General features: G+C 74.1%; 13 protein-coding genes and 1 pseudogene. 8 read left to right on the plus strand and 6 right to left on the minus strand.

What is annotated here, in order from left to right; genetic code table 11:
- The 3 genes and pseudogenes from ABD363_RS12215 to ABD363_RS12225 all read right to left on the minus strand — a co-directional run.
- A pseudogene (locus tag ABD363_RS12215) lies at window positions 1-187 on the minus strand (hypothetical protein); the annotation flags it as partial.
- Between the two features lie 72 nt (window positions 188-259).
- Window positions 260-1,381, minus strand: coding sequence for an adenylate/guanylate cyclase domain-containing protein (locus tag ABD363_RS12220; RefSeq protein ID WP_344602492.1), 1,122 nt, complete (start codon window positions 1,379-1,381; stop codon window positions 260-262).
- A gap of 179 nt (window positions 1,382-1,560) precedes the next feature.
- Entirely contained in the window at window positions 1,561-2,421 is an 861-nt protein-coding gene (locus ABD363_RS12225; RefSeq protein WP_344602494.1) for a biotin--[acetyl-CoA-carboxylase] ligase, read from the minus strand.
- 110 nt (window positions 2,422-2,531) lie between these two features.
- Here ABD363_RS12225 and ABD363_RS12230 point away from each other — a divergent pair, with 110 nt between their 5' ends.
- From ABD363_RS12230 to ABD363_RS12245, 4 genes are all read left to right on the plus strand, one after another.
- Entirely contained in the window at window positions 2,532-4,133 is a 1,602-nt protein-coding gene (locus ABD363_RS12230; protein WP_344602496.1) for an acyl-CoA carboxylase subunit beta, read from the plus strand.
- 21 nt (window positions 4,134-4,154) lie between these two features.
- Complete coding sequence (locus ABD363_RS12235) at window positions 4,155-4,367, plus strand: acyl-CoA carboxylase epsilon subunit (RefSeq protein WP_344602498.1); 213 nt, start codon at window positions 4,155-4,157, stop codon at window positions 4,365-4,367.
- Window positions 4,368-4,600: 233 nt separating this feature from the next.
- On the plus strand, window positions 4,601-4,729 hold the full coding sequence (gene mmpB, locus ABD363_RS12240) for a morphogenic membrane protein MmpB (RefSeq protein ID WP_344602500.1): 129 nt from the start codon (window positions 4,601-4,603) through the stop codon (window positions 4,727-4,729).
- 31 nt (window positions 4,730-4,760) lie between these two features.
- The gene (locus ABD363_RS12245; RefSeq protein WP_344602502.1) at window positions 4,761-5,381 is read left to right on the plus strand and encodes a Maf family protein; all 621 of its coding nucleotides are present in this window, start codon (window positions 4,761-4,763) and stop codon (window positions 5,379-5,381) included.
- On the opposite strand, the gene ABD363_RS12250 is transcribed toward ABD363_RS12245, so the two are convergent.
- Window positions 5,350-5,823: a hypothetical protein gene (locus ABD363_RS12250; protein ID WP_344602504.1), complete on the minus strand. Its 474-nt coding sequence runs from the start codon at window positions 5,821-5,823 to the stop codon at window positions 5,350-5,352. The two genes, ABD363_RS12245 and ABD363_RS12250, sit on opposite strands and share 32 nt — an antisense overlap.
- Before the next feature lie 372 nt (window positions 5,824-6,195).
- Between ABD363_RS12250 and ABD363_RS12255 the strand changes: the two genes are divergently transcribed.
- Complete coding sequence (locus ABD363_RS12255) at window positions 6,196-7,971, plus strand: acetyl/propionyl/methylcrotonyl-CoA carboxylase subunit alpha (RefSeq protein WP_344602507.1); 1,776 nt, start codon at window positions 6,196-6,198, stop codon at window positions 7,969-7,971.
- A 134-nt stretch (window positions 7,972-8,105) separates the two neighbouring features.
- Here ABD363_RS12255 and ABD363_RS12260 read toward each other — a convergent pair whose 3' ends face one another.
- Together ABD363_RS12260 and ABD363_RS12265 are read right to left on the minus strand one after the other, a co-directional pair.
- Window positions 8,106-9,071, minus strand: coding sequence for a DeoR/GlpR family DNA-binding transcription regulator (locus ABD363_RS12260; RefSeq protein ID WP_486388791.1), 966 nt, complete (start codon window positions 9,069-9,071; stop codon window positions 8,106-8,108).
- 167 nt (window positions 9,072-9,238) lie between these two features.
- Window positions 9,239-10,687 (minus strand): NAD(P)H-quinone dehydrogenase, encoded by a 1,449-nt coding sequence (locus tag ABD363_RS12265; protein ID WP_344602509.1) that lies wholly within the window; start codon window positions 10,685-10,687, stop codon window positions 9,239-9,241.
- 96 nt (window positions 10,688-10,783) lie between these two features.
- Here ABD363_RS12265 and ABD363_RS12270 point away from each other — a divergent pair, with 96 nt between their 5' ends.
- The 3 genes from ABD363_RS12270 (at window position 10,784) to ABD363_RS12280 (ending at window position 14,267) form a co-directional block, all read left to right on the plus strand.
- A complete protein-coding gene (locus ABD363_RS12270) occupies window positions 10,784-11,221 on the plus strand; it encodes a gamma-glutamylcyclotransferase family protein (protein ID WP_344602511.1) in 438 nt (145 codons plus the stop codon).
- A 100-nt stretch (window positions 11,222-11,321) separates the two neighbouring features.
- Entirely contained in the window at window positions 11,322-12,146 is an 825-nt protein-coding gene (locus ABD363_RS12275; protein ID WP_344602513.1) for a purine-nucleoside phosphorylase, read from the plus strand.
- 489 nt (window positions 12,147-12,635) lie between these two features.
- Window positions 12,636-14,267 carry a phospho-sugar mutase gene (locus tag ABD363_RS12280; RefSeq protein ID WP_344602515.1) on the plus strand — a complete coding sequence of 544 codons (1,632 nt, stop codon included), beginning with the start codon at window positions 12,636-12,638 and terminating at the stop codon, window positions 14,265-14,267.
- Window positions 14,268-14,305 lie beyond the last annotated feature (38 nt).

Here is a 14,305-nt window from a genome sequence, read left to right on the forward strand (position 1 = left end):
CGGCGGCGACCGTCCCGGCCCCCTCCGCGTCCCGTCCGCCGGGGCCGTCGGGCCCCGCGCCGCGCCCGACGCCCACCGCGGCGCCGAGCCGGGACGCGCCGGCCGCCCCGTCCGCGAAGCCCGAGCAGCCGGTCCCGCCCGGCCCGCCGGACCGGTCCGACTGGCCGGCGCTGTGCGTACCGATCATCGGCCTGTGCGTGGACTCCCCGCTGGGGCGCGGCTGACGGCCACGGCACGCCGGCCACCGCGGCGTGCGCCGCTACCCCGTGCCGCCCCGCCGCGTGAGCAGCCACGGCTCGACGACGCCCAGGCCGCGCACCGGGCGCTGCCACATCGGCTGCAGCCCGAAGCGGTACGCCGGCGGCTCCTCGCCCTCCTTCTCCGCGGCGGCCGCCTCCTCGGCCGCCTCCGTCTCCGAGGCGGGGGCGTCCCGGGTGCGGATCAGCTCCTCCGCGAAGGCGCTGTCGACCAGGACGGCGTCCCGGGGCGCTATCGAGGTGAGCCGGGAGGCCAGGTTGACGGTCGTGCCGAAGACATCGCCCATGCGGGTGGTCACCGTGCCGAAGGCCATGCCGACCCGCAGCTTCGGCATGGTCTCGTCGTTCGCCATGGTCTCGATGAGCCGGAGCGCGATCTCCGCGGCCGTGCCCGCGTCGTCGGCGACGTACAGGACCTCGTCGCCGAGGGTCTTGACCAGGCGTCCGCCGTGCGCGGCGATCAGGTCGGCGGCGGTGGTCTCGAAGGCCTCGACGAGCTCGCCGAGTTCCTCCTCCTCCATCCGGCGCGTCAACCGGGTGAAACCCACCAGGTCGGCGAAGCCGACCGCGAGGCGCCGGTCGACCATCTCCTCGTCGTCGGCGGCCTGCACCACCCGCCCGGCCGAGGCCGCGAGCTGCCGCCGCCAGACGTAGACGAGGAACTCCTCCAGCTCGGGCAGCAGCAGTTCGACGATGGGATACGTGACCTCGGTACGGGTCATGCCCGGCTCGGGCGGCTCGGTCAGCCCTTCCAGGAAGGAGTCGATCTGCCACTCGGCGAGCCTGGCCGTGGTCTGCCCGGTGGACCGTGCCACCTGCACGGCCATGGCCTCGCTCAGCAGCCCCGCCTCCACCAGGCCGGCGAGCCGGCGCAGCGCGAGCACGTCGGCCTCCGTGAGCGCCCTGGCCTGCCCGATGTCGGCGAAGCCCATCGCCCGCCAGAAACGGGAGGCCAGCTCCATGGAGACGCCCGCGCTGCGGGCCGCCTGGAAGGGGGTGTAGCGGCGCTCCGCGCCCAGGATGAGCTGTTCCAGGCGCAGTGCGAGGGGGTCCTCGCCGGAGTCGGCGGGCTGCGGGTCCACCCGGTCCGCGTCCGCGCCGGGGCCCGTGTCGTCGACGGTCACGCCTGCTGCCCTTCCGATCTGCCACGGTCAGGTATCGACCGGCCTCAACTTTACGGCAGGTGTGCGGTAGCTCACTCCCGCGAGCGGCGGCCGCCCGCCCCCGAGGCGGTGACCGCCCCGTACGGCCCCCGGCCCCGGTGTGCGCCGGGGCAGGTCGGCGCGCACCGGGGCCGGGCGGCTCACGCCGGGCGCAGGTGGACTATGTCGCCCGCCCCCACCGGCTCCTGCACGCCGTCCTCCGTGGCCAGCACCAGCCGCCCGTCCCCGTCCACCGCGACCGCCTCCCCGCTGATCGACCGGTTCCCCGGCAGCTGAGCCCGGACCGGCCGCCCGAGGGTCGCGCACCCGGCCGCGTACGTCTCCTGGAGCCCGCAGGCCGCGGGGTCGCCGCCGGCGGCCCGCCACCGTCCGTACCAGTCCGCCAGGGAGCGCAGCACCGCCCGCAGCAGCGGATCGCGGTCCGTGCTCACCGCGCCGGCCAGGGCCAGCGACCCGGCCTGCGGGACCGGCAGCTCGTCCGCGCGGAGGGTGACGTTGATGCCCACACCGACGACGACCCCGTGCTCCCCGGCCCGCTCGGCCAGGATCCCGCCGGCTTTGCGCTCCTCGCCGCCGACGGTGACGAGCAGGTCGTTCGGCCATTTGAGCGCCGTGTCGACGCCCGCCGCCCGGGACAGTCCGGTCGCCACCGCGACCCCGGTGAGCAGCGGCAGCCAGCCCCAGCGGGCCACCGGCACCTCGGCCGGGGTGAGCAGCACGGAGAAGAACAGGCCGGAGCGGGCCGGGGCCGTCCACCGCCGGTCCAGCCGCCCGCGGCCCGCGGACTGCTCCTCGGCGACCAGGACCGCGCCCTCGGCCGCCTTGCCCTGTTCGGCGCGGGCGACGAGGTCGGAGTTGGTGGAACCGGTGCGCTGCACCACCTCGACGTCCGACCAGAGCCCGCCCGGCCGGACCAGTGCCCGGCGCAGGGCGGCGGCGTTCAGCGGCGGACGGTCCAGGTCGGACCAGCGGCTGTCGTCTGATGCGTCTCGCGGCGTCATGCAAGCCACCCTAGGTGTGGTAAACGCCGCACTGCCGACCGGTGGGCACCGCACTACGCTGCGGATGAGTAACCGTCCCCCCTTTTGAGCAGGCAGGGAGCCACATCCCGATGTCCGAGCCGGAAGAGCGTCAAGAGGTTGACATCCACACCACCGCGGGAAAGCTCGCGGACCTGAAGCGTCGCGTCCACGAGGCGACGCACGCCGGCTCGGCCCGCGCGGTCGAGAAACAGCATGCCAAGGGCAAGCTGACGGCCCGTGAACGCGTCGCTCTGCTGCTGGACGAGGGGTCCTTCGTCGAGCTGGACGAGTTCGCCCGGCACCGCTCCACCAACTTCGGGCTGGAGAACAACCGCCCGTACGGGGACGGCGTCGTCACCGGCTACGGCACCGTCGACGGACGTCCGGTGGCCGTCTTCTCGCAGGACTTCACCGTCTTCGGCGGGGCGCTGGGCGAGGTCTACGGCCAGAAGATCGTCAAGGTGATGGACTTCGCGCTGAAGACCGGCTGCCCGGTCATCGGCATCAACGACTCCGGCGGCGCCCGCATCCAGGAGGGCGTGGCCTCGCTCGGGGCGTACGGGGAGATCTTCCGCCGCAACACCCACGCCTCCGGGGTGATCCCGCAGATCAGCCTGATCGTGGGGCCCTGCGCGGGCGGCGCGGTCTACTCCCCGGCGATCACCGACTTCACCGTGATGGTCGATCAGACCTCGCACATGTTCATCACCGGCCCGGACGTCATCAAGACGGTCACCGGCGAGGACGTCGGCTTCGAGGAACTGGGCGGCGCCCGCACCCACAACACCGCCTCCGGCGTGGCCCACCACATGGCCGGGGACGAGAAGGACGCCATCGAGTACGTCAAGCAGCTGCTGAGCTATCTGCCGTCCAACAACCTCTCCGAGCCCCCGGCGTTCCCGGAGGAGGCGGACCTCACCGTCACCGACGAGGACCGCGAGCTGGACACGGTCGTCCCGGACAGCGCGAACCAGCCGTACGACATGCACACGGTGATCGAGCACGTCCTGGACGACGCCGAGTTCTTCGAGACGCAGCCGCTGTACGCGCCGAACATCCTCACCGGCTTCGGCCGGGTCGAGGGCCACCCGGTGGGCGTCGTCGCCAACCAGCCGATGCAGTTCGCCGGCTGCCTGGACATCAAGGCGAGCGAGAAGGCGGCCCGCTTCGTGCGCACCTGCGACGCCTTCAACATCCCGGTGCTGACCTTCGTCGACGTCCCCGGCTTCCTGCCCGGTGTCGACCAGGAGCACGACGGCATCATCCGCCGCGGCGCCAAGCTGATCTACGCCTACGCCGAGGCGACGGTCCCGCTGATCACGGTGATCACCCGCAAGGCCTTCGGCGGGGCGTACGACGTCATGGGCTCCAAGCATCTGGGGGCCGACCTCAACCTGGCCTGGCCCACCGCCCAGATCGCCGTCATGGGCGCCCAGGGCGCGGTCAACATCCTGCACCGCCGCACCCTCGCCGAGGCGGAGGAGGCCGGCGAGGCCGAGGAGACCCGGGCCCGGCTGCTGCAGGAGTACGAGGACACCCTGCTCAACCCCTACATCGCGGCCGAGCGCGGCTACGTCGATGCCGTGATCATGCCGTCGGACACCCGCCGCCACGTCGTACGCGGCCTGCGTCAGCTGCGCACCAAACGGGAATCCCTGCCTCCGAAGAAGCACGGCAACATCCCCCTCTGACCGCCGACCGCAGGAGTGGCTGTGACGATCAAGGTCGTACGAGGCAACCCGACCCCGGAGGAGCTGGCCGCCGCCCTGGCGGTGGTCCGGGCCCGCGCCGCGGCGGAGACCGCCGCGCCGCCCGGCGCGCCCGGTCCCCGCGCCTCCTGGTCCGACCCGTCCCGCATCGCCGCGCGCCGGCTGCCCCGGCCGGGACCGGCGGCGTGGGCGCGCACGTACTGGCCGGGCGCGTAAGGCGGCCCGGAGCACCGCCGCCACGGCTTCGGCCGCACCGCGTACCCAGGCCTCGCCGGAGTGCGGGCGGCCGCCGGAGTCGTGGGCGGACGCGGCCGGTCCGGGTCCGCCGGGCCGGCCGGGGCGCGGTGCGGGCCGGCGACCGCGTCGCCCGTTCCGGCGCGGCGGGGCGGGCGGAAGTTGAGTACGCGTACTCAGGCGCCGCGCCGGCGCGCCGCCGGACGATGGAAGGCATGCTGTGGTCCGACCCCGAGAACGAACCGCCCGAGGAACTGCGCCGGACGCAGGACATGATGCGGCGGCTGAGCGTTCTCCTGGCGACGGCCATGGTGCTGGCGATGCTCGTGATCGGCGTGAGATGAGGCGGACGGGGGACGCCGATACGCTGATCGCATGACAGATCAGCCGCGCCGCCGACTCGTCCTCGCCTCCCGGTCCCCCGCCCGGCTCGGCCTGCTGCGCCAGGCCGGACTGGATCCCGAGGTGATCGTGAGCGGCGTCGACGAGGACGCCGTCACCGCCCCCACCCCCGCCGAGCTGGCACTCGCCCTGGCCGAGGCCAAGGCCTCCGTCGTGGCCGCGAAACCCGAGGTCAAGGGCGCGATCGTGATCGGCTGCGACTCCGTGCTCGACCTGGACGGCCAGGCCCTCGGCAAGCCCGCCGACGCCGAGGAGGCGACGGCCCGCTGGAAGGCCATGCGCGGACGCGCCGGAACCCTCCAGACGGGCCACTGCGTGTACGACACCGCGACCGGCCGGTACGCCTCCGCGACCGCCTCCACCGTCGTCCGCTTCGGCGAGCCCACCGACGAGGAGATCGCCGCCTACGTCGCCTCGGGCGAGCCCCTCCACGTCGCCGGCGCCTTCACCCTCGACGGCCGTTCGGCCCCGTTCATCGACGGCATCGACGGCGACCACGGCAACGTCATCGGCCTCAGCCTGCCGCTGTTCCGGCGGCTGCTCGGCGAACTGGGCGTGGGCATCACCCAGCTGTGGGCGCCTGCGGAGAGCTGACCGGGGAGCCGGCGCCGCCGGGCGCGGCGCCGGCCGGCCCCTCCGGCCCGGCCGGGCGGTCGCAGGCCACCAGCAGCCACACGATCAGCGCGAGCACCAGCACCATCAGCAGGAACGCCGACCGGCCCACCAGCCCCCAGGCGAGGGCGCCGAGCAGGCCGTGCACCACGGCCGCGCCGGTCAGCAGGACGCGGCCGAGGCCGGCCGGGGGCCGGTCCCGCAGGGCGACCAGCAGGGCCGCCAGGCCGCACAGGGCGAGGCAGAGGCCGAAGACCACGCCGCCGGCCTTCGACGCCACCGCCGTCGGATGCGGGTCCAGGCCGGCCAGGGACATGTCCTGCCGGTCGACGACGTCCCCCAGGAACCAGGTCAGGGCCGCGATTCCGAACGCCTCGCCGAAGAGGACGACCGCCACGATCCACGCCACCGGTCCGCGCACCATGGGCCCCACCCCTCCCGGCCGTTTCCGTGAAAGTCTGCTGTTCCCCCTAGTGCGTTCGGGTCATCGTGGACGCTACTAACGGGTAAACCGAGGGACAAGAGTCCTGCGGAGGGCAAAGAATCATGGGGCCGTTCGTAGGGACTCCACAAAGAAACCGAGTGGCCCGCAGCATGTGATGACAGAGACCTTGACCACAGGAGGCGGCTAGGGTTTCCCGGAGGAGTTCTGCGTTTCGCGGTGCGACAAGGGATTTCGCGGGTCGAGCGAGCCTCGTATCACGCTCCGTGTGGGCAAGCTCACCACTGGGGACGGGTCGAAGCGGCGTGTCGGCAGTCCCTAAACTCGGCTTGTTTCAAGGAGGGAGCCTCAATCGTGCGCAAGGTGCTGATCGCCAACCGTGGCGAAATCGCTGTCCGCGTGGCCCGGGCGTGCCGGGATGCCGGGATCGCGAGCGTGGCCGTCTACGCCGACCCGGACCGGGACGCGGTGCATGTGCGGGCCGCGGACGAGGCGTTCGCCCTGGGGGGTGACACTCCGGCGGCCAGCTACCTGGACATCGACAAGGTGCTGCGGGCGGCGCGCGAGTCGGGCGCGGACGCGGTCCATCCCGGTTACGGCTTCCTGTCGGAGAACGCCGATTTCGCGCAGGCGGTGCTGGACGCGGGGCTGATCTGGATCGGCCCGCCGCCGCAGGCCATCCGGGACCTGGGCGACAAGGTCGCCGCCCGGCACATCGCCCAGCGGGCCGGCGCCCCGCTGGTGGCCGGCACCCCCGACCCGGTGTCGGGCGCGGAGGAGGTGGTGGCCTTCGCCGAGGAGCACGGGCTGCCCATCGCGATCAAGGCCGCGTTCGGCGGCGGCGGCCGCGGCCTGAAGGTGGCGCGCACGCTGGAGGAGGTTCCCGAGCTGTACGACTCGGCGGTGCGCGAGGCGGTGGCCGCCTTCGGCCGCGGGGAGTGCTTCGTCGAGCGCTACCTGGACCGGCCCCGGCACGTGGAGACGCAGTGCCTGGCCGACACCCACGGCAACGTGGTGGTGGTCTCCACCCGGGACTGCTCGCTGCAGCGCCGCCACCAGAAGCTGGTCGAGGAGGCCCCCGCACCGTTCCTGACCGAGGAGCAGCGCGCGGAGCTGTACCGGGCCTCCAAGGCGATCCTGAAGGAGGCCGGCTACGTCGGCGCCGGCACGGTGGAGTTCCTGGTCGGCACCGACGGCACCATCTCCTTCCTGGAGGTCAACACCCGCCTGCAGGTCGAGCACCCGGTCACCGAGGAGGTCGCCGGCATCGACCTGGTGCGGGAGATGTTCCGCATCGCCGACGGCGAGGAACTGGGCTACGACGACCCGGTGCTGCGCGGGCACTCCTTCGAGTTCCGCATCAACGGCGAGGACCCGGGCCGCAACTTCCTGCCCGCCCCCGGCACCGTCACCGTCTTCGAGCCGCCCTCCGGCCCCGGCGTGCGCCTGGACGCCGGCGTGGAGTCCGGCTCCGTGATCGGCCCGGCCTGGGACTCGCTGCTGGCCAAGCTGATCGTCACCGGCGCCACCCGCGAGCAGGCCCTGCAGCGCGCCGCCCGCGCGCTGGCGGAGTTCCGCGTGGAGGGCATGGCCACCGCCCTGCCCTTCCACCGCAAGGTGGTCACCGACCCCGCCTTCGCCCCCGAACTGCACGGCTCCGACGGGCCCTTCACCGTCCACACCCGCTGGATCGAGACCGAGTTCACCAACGACATCCCGCCCTTCACCGCCCCCGCCGGCCCCGCCGACACCGACGAGGAGGCCAGCCGCGAGACGGTCGTGGTCGAGGTCGGCGGCAAGCGCCTGGAGGTCTCCCTGCCCGCCTCGCTGGGCATGTCCCTGGCCCGCACCGGCCTGGCCGCCGGCGCCCGGCCCAAGCGCCGCGCCGCCCGCAAATCCGGCCCCGCCGCTTCCGGCGACACCCTCACCTCCCCCATGCAGGGCACCATCGTCAAGGTCGCCGTCGAAGAGGGCCAGGAGGTCAAGGAAGGCGACCTGGTCGTCGTCCTGGAGGCCATGAAGATGGAACAGCCCCTCAACGCCCACAAGTCCGGCACCGTCAAGGGCCTGACCGCCGAGATCGGCGCCTCCCTCACCTCCGGCGCACCCATCTGCGAGATCAAGGACTGAGCCGCACGGAACCCGTCCGGGCACCCGGCGGACCGCATCGGCGGTCCGCCGGGCGCCCGTCGTCCCGGCCGCGCCGGTCACGGGCCCGGCGCCCGGCCGTGGAGCCGCCCCCGCCTCCGCTCCCGCCCGGTGCCTCAGCGGCGCCGCAGGTCCGCGACCCGGCCGCGTTCCGTACCCGGTGTCTGCTCCCCCAGCATCGCGCTCGTCCGCAGCCCGGCTCCCGTGCCGGGGCCCTGGCGGCGCGGACCGGGCAGCGGCACGTCCCGGCGCTGCCGGCGCGCCGGGGCGGCATCACCTCCCGAACCCGCCGGGCCCCCCTGGGTGCCGGCCACGGCGATCTGGACCCCCTGGTCGGCGAGGGCCTGGAGCTCGGTGGCGGCGCGGTCGTCGTGGGCGGGCGGCTCGTCGGTCACCAGCCGCGTGATCAGGTCCGTCGGCACGGTCTGGAACATGGTGTCCGTGCCGAGCTTGGTGTGGTCGGCGAGGACGACGACCTCGGCGGCGGCCTGCACCAGGGCCCGGTCGACGGAGGCCGACAGCATGTTGGACGTGGACAGCCCGCGCTCGGCGGTCAGCCCGCTGCCGGACAGGAAGGCCTTCGCCACCCGCAGCCCCTGCAGGGACTGCTCGGCTCCGGATCCGACCAGGGCGTAGTTGGACCCCCTGAGCGTGCCGCCGGTCATCACGACCTCCACGCGGTTGGCGTGGGCCAGCGCCTGGGCCACCAGCAGGGAGTTGGTGACGACGGTCAGCCCGGGCACGCGGGCGAGCCGGCGGGCCAGCTCCTGCGTGGTCGTACCCGCGCCGACCACGATGGCCTCGCCCTCTTCGACGAGGCCCGCGGCGAGGTCGGCGATGGCCGTCTTCTCGGCGGTCGCGAGATGGGACTTCTGCGGAAAGCCGGACTCTCGCGTGAAGCCACCCGGCAGTACCGCACCGCCGTGCCGGCGGTCGAGGAGTCCTTCTGCCTCCAGTGCGCGCACGTCCCGCCGTACGGTCACTTCGGAGGTCTGGACGACGCGGGCGAGCTCACGGAGCGACACGGCCCCGTTCGCTCGCACCATTTCGAGGATCAATTGGCGACGTTCTGCAGCGAACACGAAACTGACAGTAACGCCAACGACCGTCTGCTTTCAGCGGTTTGCGCCGAATAACAGAAGTTGTTCGCACGGCAGGGCGCGCGGTGGTATAGAGGCCCGGCTCGGGCATCCGTCCCGCACGGATGCCCGGCAAAACGCCGTGACCAGCGGGGATCCGCCTCCGGCCGTCAGACCTCGTCCGCCGCCTTGCGGGTGTGGAGCTGCCGGGCCACCTCGGCGATCGAGCCCGACAGGGAGGGGTACACGGTGAAGGCGTTCGCGATCTGTTCGACCGTCAGATTGTTGTCGACGGCGATCGAGATGGGGTGGATCAGTTCCGAGGCGCGCGGCGCCACGACCACACCGCCCACCACGATCCCGGTGCCCGGGCGGCAGAAGATCTTCACGAAGCCGTCCCGGATGCCCTGCATCTTGGCGCGCGGGTTGCGCAGCAGCGGGAGCTTCACGACCCGGGCGTCGATCTTGCCGGCGTCGACGTCGGCCTGGGTGTAGCCGACGGTCGCGATCTCCGGGTCCGTGAAGACGTTCGACGAGACGGTCTTCAGGTTCAGCGGGGCCACCGCGTCGCCGAGGAAGTGGTACATGGCGATCCGGCCCTGCATGGCGGCCACGGACGCCAGGGCGAACACACCGGTCACGTCGCCGGCGGCGTACACGCCCGGGGCGGTCGTGCGCGACACCTTGTCGGTCCAGACGTGCCCGGACTCGCGCAGCCTGACCCCGGCCTCCTCCAGGCCCATGCCCTCGGTGTTGGGCACGGCGCCGACGGCCATCAGACAGTGCGACCCGGTGATCACCCGCCCGTCGGCGAGCGTCACCTCCACCCGGTCCCCGGCCCGCTTGGCGGACTGGGCGCGCGAGCGCGCCATGACGTTCATGCCGCGCCGCCGGAACACGTCCTCCAGGACGGCGGCCGCGTCCGGGTCCTCGCCCGGCAGCACCCGGTCCCGGGACGACACGAGCGTCACCTTCGACCCGAGCGCCTGGTAGGCGCCGGCGAACTCGGCGCCGGTCACGCCCGACCCGACCACGATCAGCTCCTCCGGGAGCTCGGTCAGGTCGTAGACCTGGGTCCAGTTCAGGATCCGCTCGCCGTCGGGCCGGGCGTCGGGCAGCTCCCGCGGATGACCGCCGGTCGCGATGAGCACGGCGTCCGCGGTGAGCGTATCCTCGCTGCCGTCGGCGGCGGTGACGACGACCTTCCGCGACCCGTCGAGGGCCTGCGTGCCCTCCAGCCGGCCGCGCCCGCGCACGACCCGCGCGCCGGCGCGCGTGACGGCGGCGGTGATGTCGTGCGACTGCGCCAGCGCCAGCCGCTTGACCCGCCGGTTGACCTTTCCGAGATCGACCCCCACCACCCGGGCGGCCTGCTCCATGGGCGGGGTGTCGTCGGCGACGATGATGCCCAGTTCCTGATGCGAGGAGTCGAAGGTGGTCATCACCTCGGCCGTGGCGATCAGGGTCTTCGACGGCACGCAGTCGGTCAGCACCGACGCACCGCCCAGACCGTCGCGGTCGACGACGGTCACCTCCGCACCGAGCTGCGCGGCGACCAGCGCCGCTTCGTATCCGCCGGGTCCGCCACCGATGATCACGATCCGAGTCACGTACCCCATTGTCCCGCACCTTCGGCGTACGGCCGCCCCGGGGGCCCGGCCGCGGCTCCTCCGTCACCGGAAGTGACGCGGCGGCGCCTGCCGTACCCTCTCCCCATGTCGCTCTACGCCGCGTACGCCGGCAACCTCGACGCGCGGCTGATGTCCCGTCGCGCCCCGCACTCGCCGCTGCGCGCCACCGGCTGGCTGAACGGGTGGCGACTGACCTTCGGCGGCGAGCACATGGGCTGGGAGGGCGCGCTCCCCACGATCGTCGAGGACCCGGTGTCCCAGGTCTTCGTGGCCCTGTACGACATCGCCCCGATGGACGAGGACCAGCTGGACCACTGGGTGGGCGTGGGCCTCGACGTCTACCGCCGCACCCGGGTCCGCGCGCACACCCTCGACGGCGAGGAGCAGGCCTGGGCGTACGTCCTCAACGCCTACGAGGGCGGCCTGCCGTCGGCCCGCCACCTGGGCGAGATCGCCGACGCCGCCGAATCGGCCGGCGCCCCGCACGACTACGTGCTGGAACTGCGCAAGCGCCCCTGCTGACACCCGCCGGCGCCCTCGCCGGAAACGACCGGACAACGATCGCCGTCCCGTGAGCTCCGCCATCTACGCGCGTAGGCAGAGACCGGCTACCCTCATCGGCGTGAACGCATCTCTTCTTCCGGACGACATCCAGGGCGACCCCTACGCCGCCGCCGACGCCGCCGCCGCGCGCCTGCGCGAGCTCACGGGCGCCGAGACCCACGACGTCGCCCTGGTGATGGGCTCCGGCTGGGCTCCGGCCGTGGACGCCCTCGGCACCCCCGAGGCCGAGCTCCAGGTCACCGAGCTGCCCGGTTTCCCCGAGCCCGCGGTCGCGGGCCACGGCGGCAAGGTCCGTTCGTACCGCATCGGTGACAGGCGCGCCCTCGTCTTCCTGGGCCGCACGCACTACTACGAGGGCCACGGGGTGGCCGCCGTCGCCCACGGCGTCCGCACGGCCGTCGCCGCCGGCGGCAAGACCGTGATCCTGACCAACGGCTGCGGCGGCCTGCGCGCGGGCATGCGCCCCGGCCAGCCGGTCCTGATCAGCGATCACATCAACCTCACGGCCACCTCCCCGATCGTCGGCGCCAACTTCGTCGACCTCACCGACCTCTACTCCCCCCGCCTGCGCGCCCTGTGCAAGGAGGTCGACCCCACCCTGGAGGAGGGCGTCTACGCCCAGTTCCCCGGCCCGCACTACGAGACGCCGGCCGAGATCCGCATGGCCCGCGCCATAGGCGCGGACCTGGTGGGCATGTCGACGGTCCTGGAGGCGATCGCCGCCCGCGAGGCCGGCGCCGAGGTCCTCGGCATCTCCCTGGTCACCAACCTCGCCGCCGGCATGACGGGCGAGCCCCTGAACCACGAGGAGGTGCTCCAGGCGGGCCGCGACTCCGCCGCCCGGATGGGCTCGCTGCTGGCCCAGGTGCTGGGCCGGCTGTAGGGCCCCCGGACGGAGCGAGCCCCCACGGCCCGGCGGACGGCCCGCGGGACCGGCGGCCTCCGCTCGGCCGCCCACGGCCCAAGGACCGGGACCGGCCCCGCACCCGCGGCCGCCCGTGGCGGGAGGGCACGGGCCGGGGCCGCGCACCCGCGGCGGAAGGCGGGGGGCCACCCCCGCGCACCCGCGGTCGCCACGACCGGAAGGCCGGGGACCGGCCTCCACGAGCCCTCGGCCGCCCGCACCCGCGAGGCGGGGATCCCCTCCCCCGCACCCGCGGCCGCCGACGGCGGGAAGGGACCGTGCCGGGGGTGTCCGCCCGCTCCACCGCAGGTGCCGCAGCGATCTCCGCCGAGCCGCACAGGCCGCCGCGGGCGTCCCACCGCGCCCGCCGGGCCGCCGCGGGCGCCCGCACCCCGCACACCCGTCCCCACGGGGGACCCGCCCCGTACGAACGACCCCGTACGAACGACAACGAGAGGCTGACCCGACGTGCACGACGACCTCCTCGCACGGGCCAAGGCGTGGCTGGCCGAGGACCCCGACGCGGACACCCGCGCGGAACTCGCCCGGCTCATCGACGCCGGGGACGTCACCGAACTCGCCGCACGCTTCAGCGGCACCCTCCAGTTCGGCACCGCGGGCCTCCGCGGCGAACTGGGCGCCGGTCCCCTGCGCATGAACCGCGCGGTGGTCATCCGCGCCGCCGCCGGTCTCGCCGCGTACCTGACGAAGCGGGGCCACGCCGGCGGCCTCGTCGTCATCGGCTACGACGCCCGCCACAAGTCGGCCGACTTCGCCCGGGACACCGCGGCGGTGATGACCGGCGCCGGCCTGAGGGCGGCCCTGCTCCCCCGCCCCCTGCCCACCCCCGTCCTCGCCTTCGCCGTCCGGCACCTCGGCGCGGTCGCCGGCGTGGAGGTCACCGCCAGCCACAACCCGCCCCGCGACAACGGCTACAAGGTCTACCTGGGCGACGGCTCCCAGATCGTCCCGCCCGCCGACACCGGGATCGCCGCCGAGATCGACGCGATCGCCGCCCTCGCCGACGTCCCCCGCCCCACCACCGGCTGGGAGGTCCTCGACGACAGCGTGCTGGACGCCTACCTGGCCCGCACCGACGCCGTCCTCGCCCCCGGCTCCCCGCGCACCGCCCGCACGGTCTACACGGCGATGCACGGCGTCGGCCGGGACGTCCTCCTCGCCGCCTTCGCCCGCGCCGGCTTCCCGGAGCCGGTCCTCGTCGCCGAGCAGGCCGACCCCGACCCGGACTTCCCCACCGTCGCCTTCCCCAACCCGGAGGAGCCCGGCGCGCTGGACCTCGCCTACGCCCGGGCCCGCGAGACGGACCCGGACCTGGTCATCGCGAACGACCCGGACGCCGACCGCTGCGCCGTCGCCGTCAGGGACGGCGGGGACTGGCGCATGCTCCGCGGCGACGAGGTGGGCGCCCTCCTCGCCGCCCACCTGGTCGACCGCGGCGCCCGGGGCACGTTCGCCGAGTCGATCGTCTCCTCCTCCCTGCTCGGCCGCATCGCCGGGAAGGCGGGACTGCGCCACACGGAGACCCTCACCGGCTTCAAGTGGATCGCCCGCGCCGAGGGCCTGCGCTACGGCTACGAGGAGGCCCTCGGCTACTGCGTCGACCCGGACGGCGTGCGCGACAAGGACGGCATCACCGCGGCCCTCCTCGTCACCGAACTCGCCTCCGTGCTCAAGGAGCGGGGCCGCACCCTCCTCGACCTCCTCGACGACCTGGCCGTCGAGCACGGCCTGCACGCCACGGACCAGCTCTCGGTCCGCGTCCAGGACCTCTCCGTCATCGCGGCCGCGATGCGCCGCCTGCGGGAGCGGCCCCCGGCCCGCCTCGGCGGCCTGCCCGTCACCCGCGCCGAGGACCTCACGCGGGGCACGGACGCCCTTCCGCCCACCGACGGCCTGCGCTACACCCTCGACGGCGCCCGCGTGATCGTCCGCCCGAGCGGCACGGAGCCGAAGCTGAAGTGCTACCTGGAGGTGGTCGTCCCGGTCGCCGCCCGCGCGGACCTGCCGGCGGCCCGCGCGCGGGCGGCGGACCTGCTGGCGGCCCTCAAGCGGGACCTGTCGGCGGCGGCCGGCATCTGATCCGGCCCGGGGGCGCCCCGCCCGGCGGGCGCCCCCCG

This window comes from Streptomyces glaucus, from assembly GCF_039533365.1.
Lineage (GTDB): Bacteria > Actinomycetota > Actinomycetes > Streptomycetales > Streptomycetaceae > Streptomyces > Streptomyces glaucus.

What these genes read in the sequence shown, in the direction of transcription:
- ABD363_RS12250 (WP_344602504.1), bottom strand. Translation starts at nt 5,823, where the DNA reads ATGGTGCGCGGACCGGTGGCGTGGATCGTGGCGGTCGTCCTCTTCGGC.
- mmpB (WP_344602500.1), top strand. Translation starts at nt 4,601, where the DNA reads ATGCTGTGGTCCGACCCCGAGAACGAACCGCCCGAGGAACTGCGCCGG.
- ABD363_RS12270 (WP_344602511.1), top strand. Translation starts at nt 10,784, where the DNA reads ATGTCGCTCTACGCCGCGTACGCCGGCAACCTCGACGCGCGGCTGATG.
- ABD363_RS12265 (WP_344602509.1), bottom strand. Translation starts at nt 10,687, where the DNA reads ATGGGGTACGTGACTCGGATCGTGATCATCGGTGGCGGACCCGGCGGA.
- ABD363_RS12245 (WP_344602502.1), top strand. Translation starts at nt 4,761, where the DNA reads ATGACAGATCAGCCGCGCCGCCGACTCGTCCTCGCCTCCCGGTCCCCC.
- ABD363_RS12230 (WP_344602496.1), top strand. Translation starts at nt 2,532, where the DNA reads ATGTCCGAGCCGGAAGAGCGTCAAGAGGTTGACATCCACACCACCGCG.
- ABD363_RS12225 (WP_344602494.1), bottom strand. Translation starts at nt 2,421, where the DNA reads ATGACGCCGCGAGACGCATCAGACGACAGCCGCTGGTCCGACCTGGAC.